Annotated in this window: 28 protein-coding genes; 15 read left to right on the plus strand and 13 right to left on the minus strand. The window is 34.4% G+C overall.

Annotated elements, in window-relative coordinates; translation table 11 throughout:
• Positions 1-12 precede the first annotated feature (12 nt).
• The 7 genes from FLAPXU55_RS19070 (at position 13) to FLAPXU55_RS19100 (ending at position 5,971) form a co-directional block, all read left to right on the plus strand.
• A complete protein-coding gene (locus tag FLAPXU55_RS19070) occupies positions 13-306 on the plus strand; it encodes a TIGR03643 family protein (RefSeq protein ID WP_180860279.1) in 294 nt (97 codons plus the stop codon).
• 114 nt (positions 307-420) lie between these two features.
• Positions 421-1,929, plus strand: a complete 1,509-nt coding sequence (locus FLAPXU55_RS19075) for a sensor histidine kinase (protein ID WP_180860282.1) — start codon at positions 421-423, stop codon at positions 1,927-1,929.
• Between the two features lie 681 nt (positions 1,930-2,610).
• A complete protein-coding gene (locus FLAPXU55_RS19080) occupies positions 2,611-3,045 on the plus strand; it encodes a thioredoxin family protein (protein WP_053471248.1) in 435 nt (144 codons plus the stop codon).
• A 40-nt stretch (positions 3,046-3,085) separates the two neighbouring features.
• Complete coding sequence (locus FLAPXU55_RS19085; protein ID WP_180860285.1) at positions 3,086-3,979, plus strand: FAD:protein FMN transferase; 894 nt, start codon at positions 3,086-3,088, stop codon at positions 3,977-3,979.
• Positions 3,976-4,209: a DUF4266 domain-containing protein gene (locus FLAPXU55_RS19090; protein WP_053471246.1), complete on the plus strand. Its 234-nt coding sequence runs from the start codon at positions 3,976-3,978 to the stop codon at positions 4,207-4,209. The genes FLAPXU55_RS19085 and FLAPXU55_RS19090 overlap by 4 nt, the downstream gene beginning before the upstream one ends.
• A 17-nt stretch (positions 4,210-4,226) precedes the next feature.
• Positions 4,227-5,411: a DUF3570 domain-containing protein gene (locus FLAPXU55_RS19095; RefSeq protein ID WP_180860288.1), complete on the plus strand. Its 1,185-nt coding sequence runs from the start codon at positions 4,227-4,229 to the stop codon at positions 5,409-5,411.
• 89 nt (positions 5,412-5,500) lie between these two features.
• Entirely contained in the window at positions 5,501-5,971 is a 471-nt protein-coding gene (locus FLAPXU55_RS19100; RefSeq protein WP_053471244.1) for a hypothetical protein, read from the plus strand.
• A 391-nt stretch (positions 5,972-6,362) separates the two neighbouring features.
• Here the strand turns inward: FLAPXU55_RS19100 and hemA are convergent, their stop codons facing one another.
• The 5 genes from hemA to FLAPXU55_RS19125 form a co-directional block, all read right to left on the minus strand.
• On the minus strand, positions 6,363-7,667 hold the full coding sequence (gene hemA / locus FLAPXU55_RS19105) for a glutamyl-tRNA reductase (protein WP_180860291.1): 1,305 nt from the start codon (positions 7,665-7,667) through the stop codon (positions 6,363-6,365).
• Between the two features lie 225 nt (positions 7,668-7,892).
• Positions 7,893-8,486, minus strand: a complete 594-nt coding sequence (locus tag FLAPXU55_RS19110; RefSeq protein ID WP_053471242.1) for a globin family protein — start codon at positions 8,484-8,486, stop codon at positions 7,893-7,895.
• A gap of 19 nt (positions 8,487-8,505) precedes the next feature.
• A complete protein-coding gene (locus FLAPXU55_RS19115; RefSeq protein WP_053471241.1) occupies positions 8,506-8,940 on the minus strand; it encodes a hypothetical protein in 435 nt (144 codons plus the stop codon).
• 128 nt (positions 8,941-9,068) lie between these two features.
• Complete coding sequence (locus FLAPXU55_RS19120; RefSeq protein WP_053471240.1) at positions 9,069-9,908, minus strand: DUF5777 family beta-barrel protein; 840 nt, start codon at positions 9,906-9,908, stop codon at positions 9,069-9,071.
• Positions 9,909-9,935: 27 nt separating this feature from the next.
• Positions 9,936-10,325 (minus strand): OB-fold protein, encoded by a 390-nt coding sequence (locus FLAPXU55_RS19125; protein WP_180860294.1) that lies wholly within the window; start codon positions 10,323-10,325, stop codon positions 9,936-9,938.
• 170 nt (positions 10,326-10,495) lie between these two features.
• Here FLAPXU55_RS19125 and FLAPXU55_RS19130 point away from each other — a divergent pair, with 170 nt between their 5' ends.
• From FLAPXU55_RS19130 to FLAPXU55_RS19145, 4 genes are all read left to right on the plus strand, one after another.
• Positions 10,496-10,864: a hypothetical protein gene (locus FLAPXU55_RS19130; RefSeq protein ID WP_053471238.1), complete on the plus strand. Its 369-nt coding sequence runs from the start codon at positions 10,496-10,498 to the stop codon at positions 10,862-10,864.
• A 14-nt stretch (positions 10,865-10,878) separates the two neighbouring features.
• Positions 10,879-11,418, plus strand: a complete 540-nt coding sequence (locus FLAPXU55_RS19135) for a YceI family protein (protein ID WP_082356405.1) — start codon at positions 10,879-10,881, stop codon at positions 11,416-11,418.
• A gap of 47 nt (positions 11,419-11,465) precedes the next feature.
• Positions 11,466-12,005 carry a YceI family protein gene (locus tag FLAPXU55_RS19140; RefSeq protein ID WP_180860297.1) on the plus strand — a complete coding sequence of 180 codons (540 nt, stop codon included), beginning with the start codon at positions 11,466-11,468 and terminating at the stop codon, positions 12,003-12,005.
• A 268-nt stretch (positions 12,006-12,273) separates the two neighbouring features.
• Entirely contained in the window at positions 12,274-12,684 is a 411-nt protein-coding gene (locus tag FLAPXU55_RS19145; protein WP_180860299.1) for a helix-turn-helix domain-containing protein, read from the plus strand.
• A gap of 171 nt (positions 12,685-12,855) precedes the next feature.
• On the opposite strand, the gene FLAPXU55_RS19150 is transcribed toward FLAPXU55_RS19145, so the two are convergent.
• From FLAPXU55_RS19150 to FLAPXU55_RS19180, 7 genes are all read right to left on the minus strand, one after another.
• Complete coding sequence (locus tag FLAPXU55_RS19150; protein ID WP_180860302.1) at positions 12,856-14,280, minus strand: efflux transporter outer membrane subunit; 1,425 nt, start codon at positions 14,278-14,280, stop codon at positions 12,856-12,858.
• A 5-nt stretch (positions 14,281-14,285) separates the two neighbouring features.
• On the minus strand, positions 14,286-15,275 hold the full coding sequence (locus FLAPXU55_RS19155; protein ID WP_219637276.1) for an HlyD family secretion protein: 990 nt from the start codon (positions 15,273-15,275) through the stop codon (positions 14,286-14,288).
• A gap of 232 nt (positions 15,276-15,507) precedes the next feature.
• The gene (locus tag FLAPXU55_RS19160) at positions 15,508-15,960 is read right to left on the minus strand and encodes a DUF3302 domain-containing protein (protein ID WP_235992105.1); all 453 of its coding nucleotides are present in this window, start codon (positions 15,958-15,960) and stop codon (positions 15,508-15,510) included.
• A gap of 60 nt (positions 15,961-16,020) precedes the next feature.
• The gene (locus FLAPXU55_RS19165; protein ID WP_053471232.1) at positions 16,021-16,812 is read right to left on the minus strand and encodes a hypothetical protein; all 792 of its coding nucleotides are present in this window, start codon (positions 16,810-16,812) and stop codon (positions 16,021-16,023) included.
• 20 nt (positions 16,813-16,832) lie between these two features.
• Positions 16,833-17,924 carry a DUF5692 family protein gene (locus FLAPXU55_RS19170; RefSeq protein WP_180860305.1) on the minus strand — a complete coding sequence of 364 codons (1,092 nt, stop codon included), beginning with the start codon at positions 17,922-17,924 and terminating at the stop codon, positions 16,833-16,835.
• Positions 17,925-17,983: 59 nt separating this feature from the next.
• On the minus strand, positions 17,984-18,181 hold the full coding sequence (locus tag FLAPXU55_RS19175) for a hypothetical protein (RefSeq protein WP_180860308.1): 198 nt from the start codon (positions 18,179-18,181) through the stop codon (positions 17,984-17,986).
• A gap of 63 nt (positions 18,182-18,244) precedes the next feature.
• A complete protein-coding gene (locus tag FLAPXU55_RS19180; protein WP_053471230.1) occupies positions 18,245-18,490 on the minus strand; it encodes a hypothetical protein in 246 nt (81 codons plus the stop codon).
• Positions 18,491-18,720: 230 nt separating this feature from the next.
• Between FLAPXU55_RS19180 and FLAPXU55_RS19185 the strand changes: the two genes are divergently transcribed.
• Positions 18,721-20,301, plus strand: a complete 1,581-nt coding sequence (locus tag FLAPXU55_RS19185) for a tetratricopeptide repeat protein (protein WP_180860311.1) — start codon at positions 18,721-18,723, stop codon at positions 20,299-20,301.
• Positions 20,302-20,703: 402 nt separating this feature from the next.
• Here FLAPXU55_RS19185 and FLAPXU55_RS19190 read toward each other — a convergent pair whose 3' ends face one another.
• On the minus strand, positions 20,704-21,756 hold the full coding sequence (locus tag FLAPXU55_RS19190; protein WP_180860314.1) for a TlpA disulfide reductase family protein: 1,053 nt from the start codon (positions 21,754-21,756) through the stop codon (positions 20,704-20,706).
• Positions 21,757-22,293: 537 nt separating this feature from the next.
• Between FLAPXU55_RS19190 and FLAPXU55_RS19195 the strand changes: the two genes are divergently transcribed.
• The 3 genes from FLAPXU55_RS19195 to FLAPXU55_RS19205 all read left to right on the plus strand — a co-directional run bounded on the left by FLAPXU55_RS19195 (position 22,294) and on the right by FLAPXU55_RS19205 (position 24,873).
• On the plus strand, positions 22,294-22,785 hold the full coding sequence (locus tag FLAPXU55_RS19195) for a CinA family protein (RefSeq protein WP_180860317.1): 492 nt from the start codon (positions 22,294-22,296) through the stop codon (positions 22,783-22,785).
• 77 nt (positions 22,786-22,862) lie between these two features.
• Entirely contained in the window at positions 22,863-23,045 is a 183-nt protein-coding gene (locus FLAPXU55_RS19200; RefSeq protein WP_053471225.1) for a hypothetical protein, read from the plus strand.
• A gap of 94 nt (positions 23,046-23,139) precedes the next feature.
• On the plus strand, positions 23,140-24,873 hold the full coding sequence (locus FLAPXU55_RS19205; RefSeq protein ID WP_180860320.1) for an FAD/NAD(P)-binding protein: 1,734 nt from the start codon (positions 23,140-23,142) through the stop codon (positions 24,871-24,873).
• Positions 24,874-24,946: the final 73 nt, after the last annotated feature.

Raw genomic sequence — 24,946 nt, forward strand, 5'->3', positions numbered from 1 at the left:
AAAAATACAATTATGAAAAAAGTAAAACGGCAATTTCCCGATCGTGACCTGGATCGAATCATTGAAATGGGATGGGAAGACAGAACCCCTTTTGAGGCCATTGCATATCAGTTTGAGCTTCAGGAAGCTGATGTAAAAATTTTAATGAAGAAGGAACTCAAACCCGGCAGCTATAAACTTTGGCGCAAAAGGGTAGAAAACTGTCAAACAAAGCATCTGCGGAAACGCAGTGACGCAATTAAACGCTTTAGATGCAGCGAGCAGCGGGCCATTTCCAATAACAAAAAATCGAAGCAGAAACAATAGAAACAATCAACTGTATTATTGGAATTATGATAAAAAATGCAGAATTCATGTAACTATAAACATTTAAAAGCCAATAGCTTCGTCATTAAAACTATACCAATCAAATCTAACGCTATGTACCGTAATCCAGGGCTTCTACAAAATATAATTGATGCTATCCCTCTTCCCGTCGGAGTGTATGTGGGAGATAATTTAGAAATTGCACTGGCCAATGATGCCATGATCAAAACATGGGGCAAAGGAAATGATGTACTTGGAAAAACCTATCTCAGTGTTGTTCCTGAAATTGAAAACCAGCAGATTCTCGATGAGGCCCTTGGCGTTCTCAAAACCGGAACAGCCTTTCATGCTGTGGGCAGAAAAGTAGATCTGGTCATGCAGGGAATTATGACCGAACATTACTTTAATTATAGTTTTATTCCGCTCTTTGACGAGCATGGAAAAGTCTATGGCGTGCTTAACACCGGCGCTGACATCACGGATCTGCACAAAGCAAAAGAAGAAACCCTGAAAGCGAATGAAAAATTAACCATAGCCATACAAAGCTCCGGGATAGGAAGTTATGAAATAGACCTTGAGACCAAAAAAATCAAGACTTCAGCAAATTTCAATACGATCTGTTCCATTGGAAGCGAAACAACAAATGACGATTTAATTTCAAAACTTCATCAAGAGGACCTCCCGGCGCGCGAAAAAGCACACCAGCAGGCTGAGGCAACGGGAAAAATATGTTATGAGGCAAGAATTTTAAATGATAACGGCTCCTACCGCTGGGCTAAAATCAATGGAAAGATTATCAAGGACAAGGACGGGTCTGCAAAGACCATCATTGGGATTGTTCAGGATATACATGAGCATAAGGAATTTCAGGAAGAACTAAAAAAGCAGGTCGCAAGCCGCACAAATGAGCTCACGCGTTCTAATAGCGATCTGATGCATTTTGCCAGCGTAGTAAGCCACGATCTTCGAGAGCCGCTGCGAAAAATTAAATTTTTCAATACCCTTTTACGAAATGACATAGAAGACAATGTTAATGAGAAATCTAAAAAATACCTTCATAAAGTAAGCCAGTCTGCCCAGAGAATGGAAAATATTATAGAGGGAATTTTGACCTATTCCACCCTTGACAAAACTTCACAGTTTATAGAAACAATTACTCTTAATGAGGTTATTGAAGACATAAAAATAGACCTCGAGCTCATAATAAGAGAAAAAGGTGCTATTTTAGTTACTTCTGATCTTCCGCAGATTCAGGGAGCGCCGATTTTAATTAACCAGCTTTTCTATAACCTGATCCAAAATGCCCTGAAATTTTCCAAAGCGGGCGAGCCTCCCAGAGTTATCATAACAAGCAGCATCATCAATAGTGACGGCCAGGATTTTGTACAGATAAAAATAAAGGATAATGGTATTGGAATTGATCCTAAATTTGCAGAAAAGATTTTTACGGCATTTGAAAGACTGCATTCTAAAGATCAGTACGAGGGAAATGGCTTGGGTCTTGCCCTGTGCAGAAAGATTGCCGAAAGGCATAATGGCAAAATAACTGCAGCCGGAGAAAAGGACAACGGCGCCGAATTTACGGTGACACTTCCTTTAAAACAAAAAACCGATACGCTGTAGCAATTGAAATTTACAACTTCACCCGTTAGAGGAATTTTACAATAACAGCAATCTGTCTGATAAAATAATATTAGACAGCTTCATAAATACATCTTTTTTATTTTGCATTCCTGTAAATTTCAATCTTGCCAATCACATCAAAATCCAATGTATAATTGAGAGCAGGCTGATAATTTTCATCGGTGAGGACAATTTTCATAACCTGATGAATTGTAGGATGAGTGTCTGTATCTGCATTTTTGAAATAACAGGATAAAATGACAATATTCCCTTCGGAACATTATTGTTTATAAAAAAATAAAATTCTTCTATTTTAGTGGGCTCCACAAATGACTGACCTGAAAAGTTAAGTGGATTTTGCCCTATAAAGGCCTGAAACTGCTCAAGCTCAAGAATATTAAAGGAAAGTGCCTTCAAACTGGAACTATCGGCCTTGTCAAGTCTGAACCATTTGAGATTTAGAATTAACCTTTTAGAATTAAAACTATAGTTAAAATATGCCAGCTGTGTATTGATGGGTATACATGAAGACGTTCCTTTGTTAAATTTAATTCTCCTATTCAATTTTTAAAAAGAAACAGTCCTGAAGCGGAGTAAAAATTAATTGAATCTTAAGCAATTAAAAAAAATAAGAATCGCAACAATGCGTTATTTCGTATATACCTAAAAACAGACTGCAAAATGAAACTAATTACATTATTTCTTCTATTAAACATACTTCCCATCAACTGGGAACCTGACTTTAATAATGCAAAAAAAACGGCAAAGGAAAAACATGAATTAATCCTATTGAACTTCTCCGGTTCAGACTGGTGCGGACCTTGTATTGTGACGCGCAAAGACTATTTTGAAAGCCAGGTATTCACAGACATGGCCAACCAGAATTTAGTATTGGTGAATGCTGATTTTCCAAGGAAAAAGAAAAATATCGGAACACCCCAGCAGGTCAAACGAAACGAAGATTTAGCCGAAATATACAACAAGGAAGGAAGTTTTCCTCTAACGCTTCTTTTGGATGCCGATGGAAAAGTACTTAAAACCTGGCATGGAAAACCAGAAATTACTCCTGAACAGTGGACTGCCGAAATAAAAGCGATCTGTGAGAGCCGAAAATAACATAATTAAGACCCAAAAATATTCGCAATCCCTAAAACTTATGGGGAACAACTTTACTATAACAGTTGTTGCTGAAAATGAAAAGCTGGGTAATGAAAATATCGATCTTGCCATTGAAGAAATCAGACGGATTGAGAAACTTTTGACGACCTACAAGGCAGATAGTCAGACCAATTTTATCAATGATAATGCAGGTATTAAGCCTGTTAAGGTAGATTTGGAAGTTTTTAATCTTATCGAAAGATCTATCGGAATTTCGAAAATTACACAAGGCGCTTTTGATATTTCTTATGGAAGTATCGATAAAAGTCTATGGAATTTTGATAAAACAATGACAAGTCTTCCTGATCCTGAGACGGCACTCAAAATGGTACATCTTATTGACTACCGAAACATAATCCTTGACAGAGAAAATATAACAGTGTTCTTAAAAGAAAAAGGAATGCGAATTGGTTTTGGAGGTATCGGAAAAGGATATGCTGCTGAAATGGCAAAACAAATTCTTATAAAACATAATGTGCAGAGCGGCATCATTAATGCCAGCGGAGATCTTTCGGCTTGGGGATTACAGCCTAATGGTAAAAAATGGACTATTGGCGTGGCGGATCCCGATGCTCCAAATGCGGCATTTTCGTACATGGAAATCTCTAATAAAGCCGTGGCAACTTCTGGAAACTACGAAAAGTTCGTGACCATTAACGGGAAAAAATATTCGCATACCATTGACCCAAAAACAGGACTACCAATAACCGGAATAAAAAGCGTGACCATTATCGCATCAAATGCAGAATTTGCAGATGCAATGGCTACCCCAATAGCAGTTATGGGTATTAAAGCCGGCTTGTTTTTAATAGATCAGATACCGGATCTGTATTGTATTATAATCGACGACAACAATAAAATTTACACTTCTAAAAACATTAACCTGAAATGAAAAAGCCAAAGCAAAAAAATCTCGTGCTCCTCTACAGTATTGCTTTTACAGGTATACTGCTCACCTCCTGCACTTCCGTAAAGGAATACCAGAAAGGGAAAATCAACGATTCTGAAATGGTACTTTCTAATAGAAAAATCGAAAAGACAGAACTTAGTTTTCAATCCTACCGTGAGGGAGCTTCCGGAGCAAATTCAGGAAAAAGCGGCGGCGGCTGCGGCTGTAACTAATTTGATTTGATCAAAAAATGAAAAGAATATTCATAACAGGATTTGCTTTATTGGCACTATTTCAGCTAAGAGCACAAAATGTTCCTACTGATTCTACCAGTTATAAAAGCAAAAAATTAAAACTCGAAGAGGTAAATCTGGTTTCCAGTTATTATAAACAGGATGGAAACAATTCTGCCGTTACAGGAGGAATTGGTTCTGAGCATCTTACTGATATCGCTAACACTATTGATGTTAAACTGGTAAAATATGGTGAAAACGGGATCAAACATACCTTTGATATTGAAGCCGGCATTGACCATTATACTTCTGCTTCATCAGATATGATTGATTTGAGTGCGAATTCATCTGCTTCATCTTCAGACAACCGCTTCTACCCTTCATTAACTTATCTGAGAGAAAATGAGGAAAAAGGAAGAACACTTGGGATTGGCGTTTCATCATCAACTGAGTTTGATTATCAATCTTTTGGAGGAAACATCAGCTTCTCACAAAAAACAAAGGACAGAAACGGAGAATTTACCGCTAAATTTCAAACCTTTATAGATCAGCTGAAATTAATTGAACCCGTGGAACTTCGTGTACCTGGAAGTGAAGGTTATGACAGCGCTAACAGAAATACTTTTGCAGGAACTTTAAGTTATTCTCAGGTTGTAAACAAAAACCTGCAGGTAATGCTTGTAGGTGATGTTATCAGACAAAATGGGTATTTAAGTCTTCCTTTTCACAGGGTTTATTTTGCAGACGGATCTGTTCATCAGGAAAAAATGCCGGATACAAGACTTAAAATTCCACTTGGAATCAGGGCCAGTTATTTTTTTGGGGATAATATAATTATTCGTGCATATTACAGATATTATACTGATGACTGGAGTTTAAAAGCTCATACCGCTGATCTTGAAATTCCGGTGAAGTTAACACAGGCGTTTTCAGTGAGTCCGTTCTACAGATATTATACCCAGACAGGAACGAAATATTTTAAACCTTACGGCGAACATACTGCAGCTGATGAATATTATACCAGCAACTATGATTTATCTAAGTTTGACAGCAGTTTCTTTGGGATGGGAACGAAATTCACGCCCCTTAATGGCATTTTCGGGCTCAAGCATTGGAATACGTTAGAGATTCGTTATGGTCATTATACCAGAACTACTAATATGACTTCTGATATTATCAGCATTAACATAAAATATAAATAACACATAATCAAATACTTAAAAACATATAAATTTTTCGGCACGTTTATTGTTTTTACCGAAATATAATTAATGACTTAAAAAGTAAAATCATGAAAACTTTAAAATATTTTTTGATCGGAATTTTATTCCTTTCATTTAGTTACACTCAGGCTCAGGTATCAGTAAATGTGAATATAGGAACACCTCCTGCATGGGGACCTGCCGGTTATTCAGATGTTCGTTATTATTATCTGCCGGATCTTGAAACTTATTATGACGTAAGCACGTCAAATTATGTTTATTTAAATAACGGACAATGGGTTAGAACCAGATCACTGCCTTCAGCCTATAGAAACTATGATCTTTATAATGAATACAAAGTAGTACTGACTGATTACAGAGGAGACAGACCTTACGACAACTTTAAATCTCACAAAGTAAAATACGGAAAAGGGTATAAAGGAAAACCTCAAAAAACAATAGGACAAAAGCCAGGAAAAGGAAACAATAAAGATAAAAGCCACCATGATAATGGAAACCATAATGGAAATGGCAAGGGAAAAGGAAATGGTAAACATTAATTTAAAAGAGGCTTTTGGGAGCCTCTTTTTTATCTTCAAAGAGCAGCCAATACGTCATATTTTAAAATATAATCCATAAAAGCTTATTCACAGAAGCAAAAAAAATGGTTTACTTCTTTTTTATAAGATGGATTAATGATCTCAGATTATTTATAGTAAACAAGGTAATTATAAAATTAATTAATAATCGTGTAAATTGTCATTAAATTAATTAATCTAACTTTAACCAATAAGGAATTCATTACTCCTATGCAAAATTAAGTAAACATTTTTTGGAAGATTATGTTTATGGACAGACCCGTCGAAGCATGCAGCGCCGCTGGCGGGTTCTATTTTTTATAGCTTGTTTCAGAGACATCGTATAAGTTCGAAACTGTAGTTAATTAAGTATTTATGAGAGATTGATTTTGTATTTTTCTTCTACTGGTGATGCTGGCTTTTTAGTTTCGAGATGTCCTATTTGAAATACTTTTTCAATAAATTCGATACTTTGATCTACTGACGTATTTTCATTTTTTAAATGACTTGCAAAATGGTTTGTTAATTTTTGAATAATTCTGGAACTGATTAAATCAATCTGAACATCATCAAAATTGGTTGTTTTCTTTTTTTGAAAAGCAAATTCAGCCGATACAATGTCATTTAGTTTGGATTTTAATGCATGAATAGTTGGTGCACATTTACGACCATTTATCCACGTATTAAATTCTAATTTCATATCGTCAATAATAGCTTCTGCAGCAGGAATATGTTGTTTTCTTCTTTCCAGCGTATCATCAGTAATTTGAGATAAATAATCCAGATGTATTAAAGTTACTCCTGATATTTCTTCTACATTCGTATCTACATTTCTTGGAATGGATAAGTCTAAGATTAATAAAGGTTTCTGTAAATTTAGAGATGTTTTGTCAATAGTTGGATTTTGCGCTCCAGTCGCCACAACCAGCACATCTGCCTGCTGTAATTCTTCTTGTAAATTGGCATAATCTTTTACAATAACATTCAGTTTTCCAGCCAATAATTCGGCCTTATTTTTTGTTCTGTTTATAAGAGCAATATGACTGTTTTTAGTATGTTTTACTAAGTTTTCACAAGTATTTCTTCCTATTTTTCCTGTTCCAAATAACAAAATATTTTTATTTCCAATATCTGCTACATTTCGGATTATATATTGTACTGATGCAAAAGAAACGGATGTTGCACCAGAAGAAATTTTAGTTTCCGTTTTAACTTTTTTACTCGCTTGAATAACAGTATTTACTAAACGATCCAGAAATGTATTTACCAAACCTTCCTGTTTACTACGATTAAAAGCGATTTTAATTTGGCTGATAATTTCAAAATCTCCCAAAATCTGACTGTCTAAACCTGTTCCTACCCGAAACATGTGGTTAACAGCTTCTTCATTTTTATATATATAAGCAACTTCCTGAAATTCTTCTACAGAACCATTGCTGTTTTCGCAAAGCAATTTGATTAACTCATAAGGATGATGGGCAAAACCATAAATTTCAGTTCTATTACAAGTAGAAGTAACAATCAAAGATTCTATACCTTCTGCTTTAGCTTGTAATAATAAATCAGATTGTGCTTTAGTGTCTAGACTAAATTTTCCTCTTATAACTGCATCTGCTTTCTTGTAACTTAACCCTAATGCGTAAAAAGTGGTGGATCTGGACATATTAAAATTTTCCATATTTATGGGGTTCCTTAAAAAGTTCAAAAATTATTACTTGCTAATTTATACAACAGCGCTAAAAGTGCTTTTTATATCGCTGTGGAACAAATTGATTCAAACCGGCGATTTTATATAATTTCCTGATATTATAACAATAACAGTTTTTCAAAAATATTTATATATTTTAAAATGATATTGAAATATAAAACGCTGCCCTTTTCAGACAGCGTTTTGCTAAGAAAATTATTTTTGAACTATAGGAGTTCTCAATGATTCTAAAACAGCAACAATGTCTGTATAAAGTTCTGTATTTGAAGCAACACCATTTGCATTTGCTGCAGCTCCAACATATCCTTCAAATTTTGTATAATCTGCACTACTGGATTTTGTTCCCATACGAGGATTTTTTGCAGGATCATGAGCAGCAACCATGTTCAAACCGGAATATGTATTTACCGCATTTGTACCACCAGTATTATAAGAAAAGAAATCAGTCAGATTATCGGACAGTTTAGCAATATTAGTAGACTGAGTAGTTCCAGTTTCTGCTAATAAAGGAGCAAAATGTGCTTGTAAATTCCCCGAAGCATTAGATTGAATATCAGCAACAATTAATCCAATAGTTGAATTTACCACTTTACGGAAACTCAAACGTCCCTGTTCAATCATTTGACCGGAGTTATCTGGATCAGAAACCATTTTAGTTCCACCTAAGCGTTCATAGATTGATGCCTTTACAGGAGGTTCTGGGGTTTCGTCATCATTACTGCTGCAGGAAATCATAGCTGCAGATGCAGCAAGTAATACACTAAGTGTAAGTTTTGAATAAATTTTCATAAATTAAGGTATTAAAGGGTTAATTAAAAAAACGGTTTATTTTTTGAGATAATTTATAGCTCAAACTATTTTGATCCATTGGGCAGACTTCTTTGTTTGCTAAATTTGCCGGTAAAATATAACGCTTAGCATCATAGTTTCTTTTAGACATCAACTCATTGAAAACTTTCTCTGAATTTGTAATTTTATTATTGTGGAAATACACCACAACATTTCTTTTAACGATAATAGAGTCAGATGTCAGACCTTTTATACTTCTTAAGTCGGCACAGATTTGTCTGGCTTGAAGAGAATCGATATCTGATTTAAAATCGATTCTGCTTACCTGAAGATTTGGGGTATCATAAACAGGTGGTTTTGCTGTTATAATATGAAAAAGTAAAATGGCGATAAATAACCCAAATATTCCGATCAGTATAAAAAGTCCTTTTTTGATTATTTTATTAGTTTTCATAATTTTTATGGTTTTAAAATTATCTACGTTTACTTTATCGTTGCGGTTTTATAAATAATTGCAAATCGATTAATTTAGAATCGTTTTAAATACAGAAATTACCTAATAATTTAATTATAAAGGAGATACTAGAAAACTCTGGCAAGATTAAATCCAAAAAATATATCTCCTTTTGTCCAGTCGCCAGTAGTTCTTCCAAGATATCCGGCTTCATCAATTGCTTGTGAACTGGTAAAATGCATCTGAAAAACGTGTCCGCCAGTCTCTAAATCAAAACCTATAGATAGCGGATTTTTATAAAGTGAATTTGGTGCTCTGTTTAAATGCGCCGCATAATCCATATTTAAAGACCAGCGCTTAGCAAATTTATATCTTCCTCCAAATCCTATAGCATATTGAGTATTGCTTTGATCTACATCTTCAACAAAATTTTGATGAAAGAATGACGGCACAATTTCTAAAGACAGCTTTTCAGAAAATTTTCTGGAAATCAGCAGCTGTGCAACATAAGTAAGTCTGTCTTTAAATTGAAGTTTCGGATACAGACTTTCTTTTAACGTGTTATTAATAGACAAACTATTAAACCCGGCAATAGTAACTGGGAAACCATCTTTTATTTGAGGAAACAACATATATTTTGTTGCAAAATCGTAAGCAAATTCACTTCTGGCAGCACTTACGTTGAGTCCATTTGTTAAACCGTAAATAAATTTTATTTGTGTATTGGCATTATCCAGTCCGTAGAAACCTTCAAAACCATCTTTAATAGAACCAAATCGGTGTGCAACAACAAAATACAAATCTCCTTTTGCGGCCAATTTTGTAGACTCAAGATTAACGATTTTTAAGGCTTTGAATGCAGAAGTCACTTTTTCTTTTGCAGAAGGAGTTTCTACTCCAGACAATAAATCAGTTTGGGAGAAGGTTAACAGTGGAAATAAAAAAAATAATAGAATAAAGTTTTTCATGAGGTTAGTTTTAAATTGTTATTTGTATTAGTGTACAACTGAAGATTGGTCTATTTTAAATTCCTGGAGCAATTCGTCATATCCTAAAAAACGCCCTTTGATCTTGAGGTATTTTCCGGATGTAATATTTTGCGGCAAACGGTTTTTGAATGTCACAAATATTTTTTCGCTCATAACAATTCCATTACTGGCTTTATCAATACTTGTTACTCGTGCAGATAATTCAATTGTTTTGTCCTGATATTTGATGTAAGCCAGACTATCGTTTGAAGTAAACTCTCTTTCTAGTTCGTTAACGGTTACAACATAATCGGCAGTTTCTGATTCTATATTTCTATGCCCTTTGTAGATGTAGAGGTACGCCGAAATTCCGATTATTATAAAAATGGAAATTGTAATTAGTATTTTTTTTTTCATAACTGGTTTTTAGTATTTCAAATTATCTACGTTAAAAAATACCTATTGGATTTAAAACATTAAATATGCCTCTTGCCAAATCTGTATTATTCTTTTCAACGTATATGATTTTGAAATGCCTGATGATTCTTAAAAAAATCATGCATTATTTATAACTAAAAACCAATCTTATGAATTTAAAAACCCTTTTCGCCATCTCATCATTAGCATCAATTTTTGTAAGTTGTGCCAACGATGATCCAAGTACTTTAATTGACTCTACACCAATTAATGGTTTGGCAACATACAACCAAAATGTAAAATCTATTATTGATAATAACTGTGTTGTATGCCATGCCGCAGTTCCTAAAAATGGCGCGCCAATGTCTTTAGTTACTTATGAACAGGTGAAAAATGCAGTTTTAAACCGAGGATTGCTTACACGAATTTCTTTAGAAAATGGAGATAGTTCCTTAATGCCGCAAGGCGGACCAAGATTGCCTCAAGCTACTATCGACATTATAAATAAATGGAATCAAGATGGATTATTAGAAAAATAATCTATAACAGCAACATGAAGAAAATCATAATAATGCCAATGATATTGGCTTCTTTTATTGTTTTTTCGCAAGAAAAAATAGTAACTAAATCTGCAACAATAACTCTGGAAGCTTCAGTTCCTTCTTTTCAGCCGGTTGCGGGAACTAACAGCAATGTAACTTTTGTTTTAAATCCCGTAACAGGAGAAGTAGCAAGTCTGGCTTTAATGAAAGGATTCGAATTTGAAATGGCATTAATGGAAGAACATTTTAATGAAAATTACATGGAAACCGATAAGTATCCGAAAGCTATTTTTAGAGGACAAATTGAAGATTTTGACATTAAAAATCTAACTGAAGATTATAAAGATTACACTATAAAAGGAAAATTAGAAGTACATGGAAAATCTAAGGATATAAATGCCGATGCAAAAATTACAAGATCAGGTTCCCGAATTACTTTTATTTCTGATTTTGAAGTAAATGCAAGTGATTTTAGTATTCCAATTCCGTCGCTTATTAAATATAAACTGGATAATAAAGTCAAGATTCAAATAATTGCGGTTTTAAAATAAAAGCCGAACAAAACAGAATGATTTTATAAAAAATAAAAGACAGAATAATGAAAAAAATCATACTTATTGCAATGTTATGTGTTTGCGCTATTAGTTTTTCACAAGAAAAAATGATTAGCAAATCAGGGAAAGTTACTTTTGAAGCTTCTGTTCCTTCTTTTGAAGAAGTCAAGGCAGTAAATAAGAACGTTACTTTTGTTTTAAATCCCGTAACAGGAGAAATTGCGAGTTTAGCCCTTATGAAAGGTTTTCAATTTAAGGTTGCTTTAATGGAAGAACATTTTAATGAAAATTATATAGAAAGTGACCAATATCCAAAAGCAATATTTAAAGGAAAAATAGAAGGATTTGATTTTAACAGCCTAACTACAGATTTTAAGGTTTTTACCATAAAAGGAAAACTGGAACTTCACGGAAAATCAAAGGATATAAAAACTACAGCAAGAATACGCAAGTCAGGAACTGGAATTAATATTTTATCTAATTTTACTGTAGATTCAAATGATTTTAATATTGAGATACCCAGTATTGTTAAAGACAAGGTTTCAAACAAAATAAATATTCAAACTGATGCGGTTGTAAATTGATAGGCCAAAAGATAGAAATAGGAATTTATTTAATTTTGCTAAAACTGATCTAAATTCTTCACTTAAATACCGGGTTATATATTCAAAACTAATCCTTATTTATAAATTAAAATCACCATTGTTTAAAATATTTTAACGTTAAACCTTACGATACATGCAAACCGCCAACTAATCGAAAATCAAAATAATTATCTTATAAATTCAGTTCTAGGTTTTAATTCAAAAAAATGGTTTTATCTTTGAGCCTTTAGAAAAATTGACATTCGCTATGGAACAGAAAATACATCAGGGTAAAAACGTAAAACGTTTCAGAGAAATGCTTAACATAAAGCAGGAAGCATTAGCTTATGATCTTGGAGAAGACTGGAACCAAAAGAAAATTTCTTTATTGGAGCAGAAAGATGTAATTGAAGACAAACTGCTAAAACAAATCTCTGCAATATTAAAAATTCCTGTTGAAGCTTTTCAGAATTTTGATGAAGAGCAAGCGATAAATGTTATTTCAAATACTTTTACAAGTAATGATACATCAACATTAAATGCAGTTAATCCAAACTGTACATTTAATCCAATTGATAAAATTGTTCAATTGTATGATGAAAAAATTGCGTTATACGAGCGTATGTTGAAAGAGAAAGATGAAATGATGGTGAGGCTTGAAAAATTAATAAATAAATAATTTATTTATAGAAGATATATAATTTCACAAAGAGACGTTCGAGTCTCTTTTTTTTATTTTAGATCATTATTTTACTTATGCAAAATCAGGTGACATGTACTTTTTCTTCCATCCAGAAACAAAAAAAAGATTCTTTGTAGGCTTCATAATTTCATTTAAAAGATTATAATTTCAACTATTTCCTCCCAATGCAAGAAAAAGATTTATGCGTTGTGTGATTTTTTCACTGCGAATTCTTAAAAGATTAATCTGCGCAGCGAATAAATCAATCTGCTGTTTAGATACGCTTCGTAAATCAGCTTTACCTACTTCAAAAAGCTTCTGTTCTAATTGAAATGATTTCTGACTGCTGTTAACCGATTCTAGCAAAAGTTTCTCTCTAACTTCCAAACTTTGTATTGCATCAAGAGCATTCTCGACATCAACTATTGCATTAAACACCGAGCGTGCATATTCTGCAACAGCTATTTTTTGTTCTGCAGTTCTGATCTCAATATTTGCATTTAAAGCACCTCCTAGATAAAGAGGCTGTGCAAAAGTTGCTCCAACTCCTCCAATAGGATTAGAAAAACTTGGTTTTAACTGAATGACTTCACTTGTAATCGCACCAAAACTTCCAGTAAGTTTTAAATTAGGCAGACGAGCCAGTTTAGACTCCTCTACTCTATGAAATGCTGCTGCAAATCTTTTTTCTGCCGCAATGATATCTGGTCTGTTTTCTAAAATCTGCAGAGGAATTCCTGCTGGTATGGCACTTTTAATTTCAATTAATTCATTTTTAACCTGAATTTCTGCCGACGGATATCTTCCCAACAAAATCTCCAATGCTCTTAATTGGTTCGAATATGCTAGTGCCAACTGCAGCTGACCGTCTTTTACTGCGCTTAGATTTGTATTTGCGGCTTCTATATCTATTTCTGTTCCTATTCCAATTTCGTGTCTTTTTTGGGCTAATGCTAAAATTTTCTCAGAAGCATCAACCATTTGATCTGCCAGCTGACTTTCAAGATAAGTTTCTGATGCTAAGTAATAATTTCGGACAACTGCGGCAGAAATTGATAATTTAGCAAACTCATAATCATTTTGTGTTGCCTCTAACAATGCTTGATTAGCATTTCTTGCATTTCGTAATTTTCCCCAAATATCAATTTCCCAGGAAGCAGAAAATAAGGCACCGCTTAGTCCTGAATTCAAATCATCCCCCATTTTGGTGCTTGATCTTCCTAATAAACTTACTGCTGGACGCAGTGCAGCCTGTGATGCTTTTACATAGCCTGAAGCCTGTTCAATTCTTGCACTGCTGATCCTTAGATCCACATTATATCTTATTGCCTCTGCTACAACAGAATCTAATTGGGAATCATTAAAAAAAGAAATCCAGTTATTTTGAACAGCCGAAGCATCAGATGTATTATATTTTACAGATTTCCAGTTTGAAGGCAGATTAAAATTGATTAAAGCTTCCCTTTGAAGTTCATTCCTGTCAGGCGGTGTTTTCACTTTACAGCTGTATAACAAAACTGCAAGAATAGAGCTGATAATCAAAGTGCTCCTCCTGTTTCTAATTCTCGAATAATATGTTTGATATACTCTCATTCGTATTAGTGTAGTTTAAGAATAAGCCAGTCCAATTTTGTCCCTACTCTAAGAATAACCTTTCTTACCAATTGAATAGCTTTTCCGCTGTCAGTATATATAGCCCCCTGGCCCATAGCACCAGGTGCAAGAAATAAACTTTTATCCTTATCTGCCACTTTCAGGCGCACCGCAAAGCGCCCTTCCGGTGGTGCTTCAGCTCCTGTCTGAGGAACAAGTCCGCTCATTGGTATCTGCCCTTGCCCTGTTGCCCAGACAATGTTGTCCACCTCACATTTAATAATCTGATTGGGATAAGGTTTTAAAGCAACTTCCGCTTCGTTGCCTCTTTTCGCATATCGTAGTTCATTCTGTTCATAAAATGCAATAACCCACTGTTCATCCTCAACAAAACTCATCACCGGTTTTAAAGGAAGCTGCACTGCCATAGAACCTTTTCTAAGCTGGAGATTAATTACACGTCCGTCTGCAGGTGCGTAAAAAACAGTCTGCGAAAGCTGCCATTTGGCGTCTTTTATTTGTGATTTTACTTCTTCTAAATCAGCTCTCGCCTGTGCTATTTCTGAAAGTTCTCCTGAACCTGCTTTGGCGGACATACGCTGCATGATTGCCGATTTCTGTGCTTTTGAAACACCAATCTGCGATTCCAGATCCTGCAGATCAGCCTGCGCCTGCTCATAATCAAATTTTGTTCCTGCACCTGCACCTGCAAGCGCTTTAGTCTGATCTACTCTTTTTAAAGCCAGCTGGTATTTAGCGTTTACAACTCCAATCGTATTTTCAGCAGACTGCAATTGAGCCTCCAGCTCACGGTCATAAGCTTTTGCAGTAACAATTTTAGCCTCTAATGAAGGGAGTCTGGCTTCAAGATTATTAATTTTATTCTGAAAAGGAACCGGATCAATTTTAAAGAGCACTTCTCCTTTTTTTACATGGGTATTGGGTTCAACCGGAACATCAATAACCTGCCCGGAGACTGTGGGAACAATCTCCACGGTATAATTAATCACGCGGACATCATGAGAGGAAGGAGCGAAAAGGTTCAAGAACAAAATCAAAAGGCTTAAAAACACAACAGGAATAGCGATGGAAATTACCTGAGTGACCGTATTCCATGGCAGCCATTTAAATTTAAAGAAAATGAGCCACACAAATACACCGTAAATTGCTAATAGTAATATTTCCATAAGATGTGTATTAAAATTTAAAAATTAAACAGGTTTTATTTTAGTCCAGACCTTCTTTTTCTCTTTCTGCTGCCTTTTCTGCCGCTTTTTCGTCGGCCAAATCTTTCATCGTCTGTTCGTGATAATCTCCCTGATCTGTTTTGTATGCCATTTTATAAAGAACAGGTTTTGAATATGCCCAAAGCCAGGCTAGCGGCCAAAGCAATCCTCCAAAAAATAATGAAAGCAGACATAGTGTTTTTATGGCTTCTGCCTGAGGATGTTTTCTTTTCTCCGCTATTTTCTCAGGCAGAATATGAATCATCAAAAAAACGGTTATCCCAATTATTGGAGCAATAACTAAAACCACCCAGCTCATAGCTTCTGCTATTCCATCGAGTGCTTCTCCCGAGGCATGGGCATAAATTTCCTGTGGCATTAAAGACAAGAAAAAAATAACAGTTAGATATTTATGAACACTAAAATTTTGTTTGTTTACAGCATTATTTTTCATGACATCAGGGTTTTTATCCGTTATTAATTATAATCTTTCAGCCTAAGTTCAATCTGTTTATTACTTCGGAAAAATAAAAATAACAACAGCACGCCAGCCCCAGTCTGCTTTATTGCCATCTGGTGCAGCAAGATTAAATCTTGGTCCTATAATAAGGGAAACTTTTTGTTTCCCAATGCTTGTCAATCCGCTTACCGTTGGTGTCAGCCAGATTGTAGTAGTACTTGCTTCCCAGTTTTGGGTCATTTCCATAGTAGCTCCCAACCCGGCTCCGCTTTTCCAATTATAGGTAAAAAATGGCTGAAGAAAAAGTTGATTAACATCCGGGCGGTCGTCGCTTCCCGCCACGCTCCAAATTTGATTTGCCAAAGCTCCGTAAGTCCATCCGCCGCTTTGTTTTAAAATAACTCCTGTTGGACCAATACCAAATTTTTTAGTAGTTAAAAAATCATCTGTACCAGTAGGGATTAAAAAAACCGGACCTGCCCCCCACGTTATACCATTTTTAGAATTTTTAGGACTAAAAAAAGCGCTTAAAACTGCATCACTTAATCCACTTTCTTTAGCTCCCAAAGACGTAATATTATTCTGGGTCACTATTGGCAGAATAATTCTTCCAATCATATTCCAGTTTTCACTAATACTAATTGGTACCACAGGCTGAAAATTCATCGTATTACGGTTTCCTTTATTTGGACCTATTCCATAATCTGTATTGTTTTGAAATGGGACACTGATTAAAGACGCTATTGGATTAGAAAGTTTCTTAGCCAGTTCTTCATCACTTTCCTGACCGAAAACAAGACTGGAGGCCAAAAAACAAATTATTAGTATTTTATATCTATTTTTCATAATGACATTCTTTGAATTCTTTAGCTATGAACAGGATTTTCATTTTCTTTCAATGGAGGATAATCTGCCATTGCGGGAAATTTATCAAGGTCTACGTGAATCGAATCATTCAGTCCCGACATAGCATGTTCTGCATGTCGATATTGCCCAAAACTCGGCCATACAGGTCCTTTTTTGAATATTTTCCATCGCCAGACTAAAGCACAGACAACAAAATTGGCAACAAAACTTATAGAAGCAATAACAATTGCACTGGTGTTGCTGATTGGAATTGGTACAAAACTTTTTTCCATAACAAATACACTGAACGAAAAAAGGTAGAAATAAAAGAATCCCAGAGTAGTTCCTCGCGTAGAAACCCATGTGCCCGGAATCCATAAGGCCAAAAATGTCGCTGTTAAATTAAGCGCAATACTATTGGAAGTGTATTCATTAAAATTGAGATAGGAGAAAGTAATATTCCAAATATCATAAGCAATGATCCAAAGTTCCGGCTGACCTGCCCATATCAAATCTTTAGAAGGCTGGCGGTTTGGTCCTATTCCTCTCCATCGTGTCATGGCAAGTATGCTGAAAATTCCTGCTGCTCCGTTAAGTATATTTGGCAGGTAGCCGGAATGAAAATCTACTTCGCAGGCTTCAAAAATATTGATTCCTAATATTGCCGCACATAAAAAGCGCATCCAGACATATTTAGTAAGTGAAGTATGTCTCGCCAACCAAAAAATCCAAATCGTAAAGACCAATGTTAAATTTTTTACCCAGCGGAACAAAGGCATATTATCTAGTGTATTTATCCAGTAAACCGCTAATATAACGACCCCGACACCAGCTACAATTGGAGTAAACCATTTCCATTTTCTCCAAGCCATATAAACTAATGCAAGCCCCACAAAAAGCAATAAGAAATGAATATAAGGCCAGCCAATACTACGATGTGTAAATGTTAATTCACCGCCTCCAGCTCCTGGTATACTTGCCGTCATTGATTCGCTGTCTACAATTTTAAATTGAACTCCATTGATCTGTGGAGCTTCAGCCGATCCGTTAATAGTTATAATATTGCCGACTTGAGTATAGTTTAGCCTTTCTCTTGCATAATGCGCTGGCATTGTCCATATAAGTTTAACTGTACTGTCTTCGCGAAAACGCAGAAGATACCATGAACTGGCTACTTTCTACCGCTTTTTCCCTGCCCTTCAGTGATGACTACCCACTCTCCTTTTTGCTTAGCAATTGCAGGAATTTTATCAGCAGATAGAGTTTGCTGCGTATCGTTTTCAAAAACTTCAAAGCTTCTTTGATCGCAGCCTGAAAGTAATAGTATTAAAAGTAATGCTCCCAAAATGCCTTTTACAATTTTTTTCATCAGATTTAAAATTAGGGGTTAATAAAAATATTACTGCTTAATATTAAATTCATAATATTCAGTTTATTGATCTGTTCTTTCTGCTATATACCGGAGAATTTCTTCCTCTAATTCTATTGATAGAGTTTCATATTCCATTCTGCATTGAAAATCTTCCTCGGTTTTTTGCTTAAAAAATTCTACATTTTCTTTAGTAATATTATAGTCATCACACATACATCTAAAATTATCATCTACCAGATACAGAATCTTAATGGATTCTTGGCAGTTTGCAAATTTTTCATTTTGTAAGGCTAAAGGAATTGACATTTGACATCTTTTACACTGAATATCAATCAAATGTAGATAGATAGAATTATCTATTTGCGTCAAATGACGTTAAAAGGTGTTAAATTTCACGGTAAAAAGAAAGTTAAAACCTACAAATAAAAGTTAAAATCTTACAAAAAGTTATATAATAAATTAAATCAATTTAATTTTGATTTTTATTTTTCTACAAGCCGTTAAACGATTGTCTATTAACTATATGTAACTTATATATGGAGGCTGTAAAAAAAATTACCCAAGATCAAATCTATACCGAACTGGAATCTGTTTTAAATTATTCTGCTTTAAAAAATTCCCCTATCTTAAGCCGTTTTTTAAAACATATTGTAACAGAAACCATAAATGAAAAGCAGCATTTAATAAAAGAATATTCTATTGCTGTAAATGTTCTGAATAGATCGCAGGATTTTAATTCTCATGATGACTCGGTAGTCCGTATTCATGCCGGAAGGCTGCGCCGATTCTTAGATGAATTTTATAATCGAGAAGGAAGGAATAATTCCATAAGAATTGTTATTCCAAAAGGCTGCTATATACCTCAATTTATCCATAAAGGAACTGAAAACCCCGCTGTCTCTTCTCATGACATTGCAAATCCAGTGATAGCTATTTTTCCTTTTAAAACTATCACTGAGAAACATAATCTAGATGTTTTCTCTTTGTTAATTTGTGAAGAATTGAGCGCCGAACTTTCTCGTTTTCAAGATATTTCGGTGATAGGGAATTTTTCTTCAGAACTACTTTTTAAAATCAATCAGAATACTCTTGAAGCTGCAAAGCTTATAGGTGCAGACTTTGTTATGACAGGCAGCCTGAAATGCCATAACGAAAAACTGCTAATAAGAATAAATCTCTTAAATGCATTGACAGGCCATTATATATTGACAAAATCTTTTGAATATGATAGTTTTGAAGATATTATGAATATTCAAAACCAGATTGTTCAGAACGTTGTTTCCGCAATGGGTGGTTATTATGGTATAATCTTTAAAGAAGTAATAAAAACTCATCCTTCAAAAATATCTGACAATTCAAGCATTTGGAAAGGAGTATACGCATATTACCAATATCAACGAGGATATTCTAACGAAAATTACCAAAATGCGCTAAATGCCTTAAAAACTGCTGTTAAACTTCACCCAAACCATGCTGTAAGCTGGGCAATGCTTGGAGAATTTTATCTGGATGGAATAGCGCTTGGGATTGATGATGATGCGAATACAATTTCTGAGGCATACAGCTGCTTAATGAGATCTATTAAAATTGATCCCGACTGCCAGCATGCGATGTATGCCTTAACATGGGTTAATTTATTTAGGAGAGACCCGGAAGCTTGTCTTATTTATGCAGAAAAATGCATAGCTATTAATTCCCATTCTTCTGGCATGGTTTCAGGAGTTGGCTGCCTTTTAATCTTTGCCGGATACTTTGAAACAGGTTTCCAAATAATGGACGATGCGATTCGTACAAACCCCATTTATCCATGGTGGATAAATATAGGTTACTGTTATTATTACATCTACAAAGGAGATTATAAAAATGCTTTTTTCTGGGCAGAAAAAATGGATTGCGCAGAAACTTTCTGGGATCCGCTACTCAAATCTGTCTCTTTATCATTCTTAAATGAAGATGTTGAAGCAAAAAAATACCTGGTAAAACTGATTGAATTGGAACCAAATACGGCACTTAAAATTAAAGGTATGATTTCAAGTTATATTCTTACTGAAAATGTTGTTTCAAATATGATTGAAAGTCTTGAAAGAATAGGATTAAAATTAATGCTTAAGAATTAAGTTTAGAGTAAAGAGTTGTTAAATTGATATCTTGATACTTGCTAAATTTTACATTAATATTTTTCAAAATATCTTTTATTTTTAGTTTTTGATAATGCAAAAATTCAAAAAATATACATTTACATAAGATTAAAAATTTTTGTTCAAAAACATATTTAAAAATTGATTCTTCACTTTCTAAGTATTTAACTCCTACCGATCCATACTAACCGCTCTATTATAAAATACAAAATAATTATCTTACAAATTCACTTGAAAATAAGGCAATTTCTTTATATTATTCATAAAATGGTTATCGTGATATGATTGTATTTGAAACAAAAACTCATTTTTATCAATAAAGATGTCTTACCTTTTCAAATACTGGAAAAGGTAATTGTAATTCTCAGTCATTGTTTAGGATTATTTTAATTTTTTTTTGAGGAGTTTTTCTAAATCTTCGGGACTAATATTCCTTGCAACTATTTTACCTTCGGGGTTAATTAAAAAATTTGATGGGGTAAAAGAAATGTATTTTTTTACAGCTTCGCTATTGTCAATGCCTCTTTTTTCAATCAAATTTTTCCATTTTAGATCATTCATTTTCAAGAAATTTTGCCATTGTTGCAAATCTTTATCAACGGAAACTGCTAAAATCTCAAAATTCCTGTCTTTATATAAATCGTGAATCTTTTGTAATTTAGGAAATGCAGCGATACAGATACTACAATAGGTTGCCCAAAAATCTATAAGATACCATTTCCCTTTTAAAGATACTGTTTTAAATACAGTATTGTTTTCATCCGGCAATTCAAAATCATAAACCATATCGTTTACATTTATGTCGTTTTTAGAATACAGTTTTTTTTCTATAATGTAGATAGTGCCTTTTCGTTGATTTTTTTTATCTAATTTACTATATATTTTTTTTAATTGATTTTTATCCAAGGTGCTATCCCAACACATTTCCTCTATTAAATTCCCCACATAATAATTTTTGGGGTTTTTAACTGCCATTGTGTTGAGCTTTCTGTATAACTTTTGATGCCTATCTTTAGCAAATAAATTACTAGCAGCAAATCTTTCATAATCGGCCTGTATTAAAGCTGTTTTTGTACCCACAATTGAAGTTGCATGAAAAAAAACTGTCGTATCCTTGTTTTGGATTTCTTCGTAAAAAGCTAAGTTGATTTTAACGTTTTTATTTTCGATAAAAAATTCTTTTTTCATTATACAAGGTTTTCCTCTCAACCAGAAAAATACATTTGTCATGTTACCTTGTATACGGCCTTTGAAAGAAAATTTATTGTTTTTTACTAAACAACTATCTTTTTTATCATCATAAGAAACGTATAAATAACCTTTGTAGTTATTTTTTAAAACACCCTTTAATGTAAAATAATCTTGACTATTTTTTTGTGCTTGAATTAGACTAATAAAAAAAAATAAGATAATAATATAGAGTTGTTTTTTCATGGGCAATTTTCTTGTAATTAGAATAATTATTGAGATGTTAGATTTTCAATATCTTGTGCTTGATTTTTTTTACAAGATGAAAAAAAATTGTGATTGTAGAAAAATGCTTAAAAATTGGCAATTAAAATTCATGCATTTGCTACTTATAAATTATTGAGAACTATTCAGTAAACTTAATTTTTTTTGAATCATTTTCTTAGATAAATTTCTTTTAAAATTTCAACATTAGTTTACTACATTGATAAAGCATCATCTTTATATGATGAAATTACACTTATCATATCCATATTTGCGTGATTTTCCGGCATAACAAAGCATTACTTAATATTTTCCGTCAGGATAATAGATAATTGGTACGAATTAATTTTATAAGTAATAGAGCAAAAGATATAACAAAATAAAACAACTGTTTTCTGAAATTTGATTAGTTAATAGAGCTGACATGAAAACATTTTTACAAAACAACAGACTGCCTGCCGTTTATAAACACTTCTTAACATTAGTCCTGCTGGAGAATAATAATATAGACAAATAAGTATGACATCTGAAATTATAATCAAATGCAGCGAAGCCATAGCAGCCAAAGGCTGGAAAATTGCCTTTGCAGAAAGCGCATCAGCTGGAAAATTAAGTTTTGAATTTTCTTTGTCTCCTGTCTCAGGACAAATTTTAAGAGGCGGGATTGTGTGTTACGAAGTATTTGTAAAAGAAGAAATCATGCTCGTGCCACACGATCTTATAGAGACCTATACGCCTGAATCAGCAGAGGTGACCAGTGCACTTGCAGAACGCGCTGCTGTTATATTTAATTCCGATATTACCGTTGCCCTAACAGGTCTTACCACTCCAGGAGGAAGTGAAAACGAGGAAAAGCCTGTCGGCACAATATTTATCTCTATAATTACACCTATGGGAACCATAAATCACAGAGAGGTTTTCACCGGCAGTCCGCAGGAAATCCTGCAGCAGGCAGCAGACAAGACCGCTTCGCTGATTTTTGAAAAAATAAAATCTAATAAGCCGTATTAATATTTACAGACAATATAAATCAAAACCGCAAGAGCCAAAGTTTTTTTTAAGACTGTCTCTGCATTAAACCTATCATTATGAGCACAATATTTAAAAAAGGACAAGATGTAAAACAGGAATTTGGCGGACCTGTAATGAAAGTAATCGGTTTTGAACCCGATTTGATAGAAAATGTCATAACACAGTGGGAGGACGAACAAGGAACCGTTATAACTGGAAAATTTATGGATTCAGTTCTGGTTCCCGCTCAGCAACAATAGAAATTGAGCTCGATGCAGATATACATAAATTGAATCCATCGCGCAATAACCTAAAGGAAGTCTCTTAAATTCTCAGCAATAAATACAATTACCAATGGATATTGAAAAAATAAAAAAACGAATTGCCATTCTCGGCGGAGGTCCAAGCGGGCTGTTTGTCTATAAGAGATTAATAGAATCAGGAAGAAATGATTTTGATATTGATATTTTTGAAAGAAAAGCAGAACTTGGATCGGGAATGCCATACAGCATTGAAGGCGCCAATGATGAACATGTTACCAATGTGTCGGATAATGAAATACCTGTAATTGTGAATGCTATGGCAGAATGGATTAAAACTGCACCTTCAGATTTACTGGAAAGATTTAAAATTGATCCGGAGCGCTTTAATGAATATAAAGTAGTACCGCGCCTTCTTTTTGGCTATTATCTCAGCGGACAGTTTGAACTTCTTCAGCAAGCCGGAGCAAAAGCCGATATTGTCACAAAGGTTCATTTAAACAGCACGGTCACTGATGTCATTTGGAATTCAGCAAAACAAGTTGTAAATATTGAAGCAGCTCATAGTGTAAGCCAGGAATTTGATTACGTAGTAATTTGCACCGGACACAAATGGCCTGTACGTTATGAAGGTACCATACCGGGATATTATGATGCTCCTTACCCTCCTCAAAAACTGGCACAACGGCTTAATCATCCCATTGCTGTAAAGGGTTCTTCCCTTACTGCAATTGACGCTATAAGAACACTTGCCAGACATAACGGTAATTTTGAAGAATCAGCAGATGGCAGCCTCTTTTTTGAGCCGCTGGCCGAAAATGATGCGTTTAAAATTATCATGCATTCCAGAAGCGGGATGCTTCCGGCAGTGCGTTTTCACCTTGAAGACTCCCATCTTTCCAACAGTTCCCTGCTAACAGCAGAAGAAATTGATACGCACAGAAAAAATAATGATGGTTTTTTATCACTTGACTTTCTCTTTGAAAAAGATTTTAAAGAAATCTTCAGAGAGAGGGACCCCGAATTTTATCAGCAGATTAAAGGATTTACAATTGAAGATTTTGTAGCTGAAATGATGGAGCTGCGTGAACGTCTGGACCCATTTCAGCTGTTAAGGGCAGAATTTAAGCAGGCAGAAAAATCCATTAAAAGACAGGAATCTATTTATTGGAAAGAAATGCTTGCTGTACTTAGTTTTGCAGTGAATCATCCCGCAAAATATTTATCGGCCGAAGATATGCAGCGTCTGCAGAAAGTACTCATGCCGCTTATTTCGATCATAATTGCTTTTGTACCCCAGAAATCTTGTTCTGAACTTTTGGCACTTCATCAGGCCGGAGTACTGGATCTGGTTCCTGTAGGAGCCGAAAGCACAGTAGAGCCTCAAAATAACGGCGGCATACTTTATAAATTTACAGATAATGATAATATACAGCAGTCTGTTTATTACAAAACATTTATTGACTGCGTGGGTCAGCCTCATCTCTCGTATAATGATTTTCCTTTTCAGGGTCTGCTCTCCCAGAAGGCTGTCAGCCCGGCACGATTAAAATTTAAATCATCCGAAGAAGGATTCACAGCCTTTAATAAAAACAGCCGTACTATTGAAAAAGACGAGCAGGGCGACTATTTTATGCAGGTTCCCGGAATTGCAGTCAATGATAATTTTCAGATTATTGACCAGTACGGAGCCTACAACAAAAATATTTATATGATGGCTGTTCCTTATATGGGCGGCCTTAACCCCGATTATTCAGGTTTGGATTTCTGCGAGGCAGCATCGATGCGAATCGTGACAGAAATACTTGAGACTTACGGTAATCCATGAAGCAATAATGTGGAAATTTATAATATAAAAAACATGTACTATTTAAAATAAAAAACCTGCACAGTGTGCAGGT

The sequence above is a fragment of the Flavobacterium panici genome, assembly GCF_903819335.1.
In the GTDB taxonomy this organism is placed as follows: Bacteria; Bacteroidota; Bacteroidia; order Flavobacteriales; family Flavobacteriaceae; genus Flavobacterium; species Flavobacterium panici.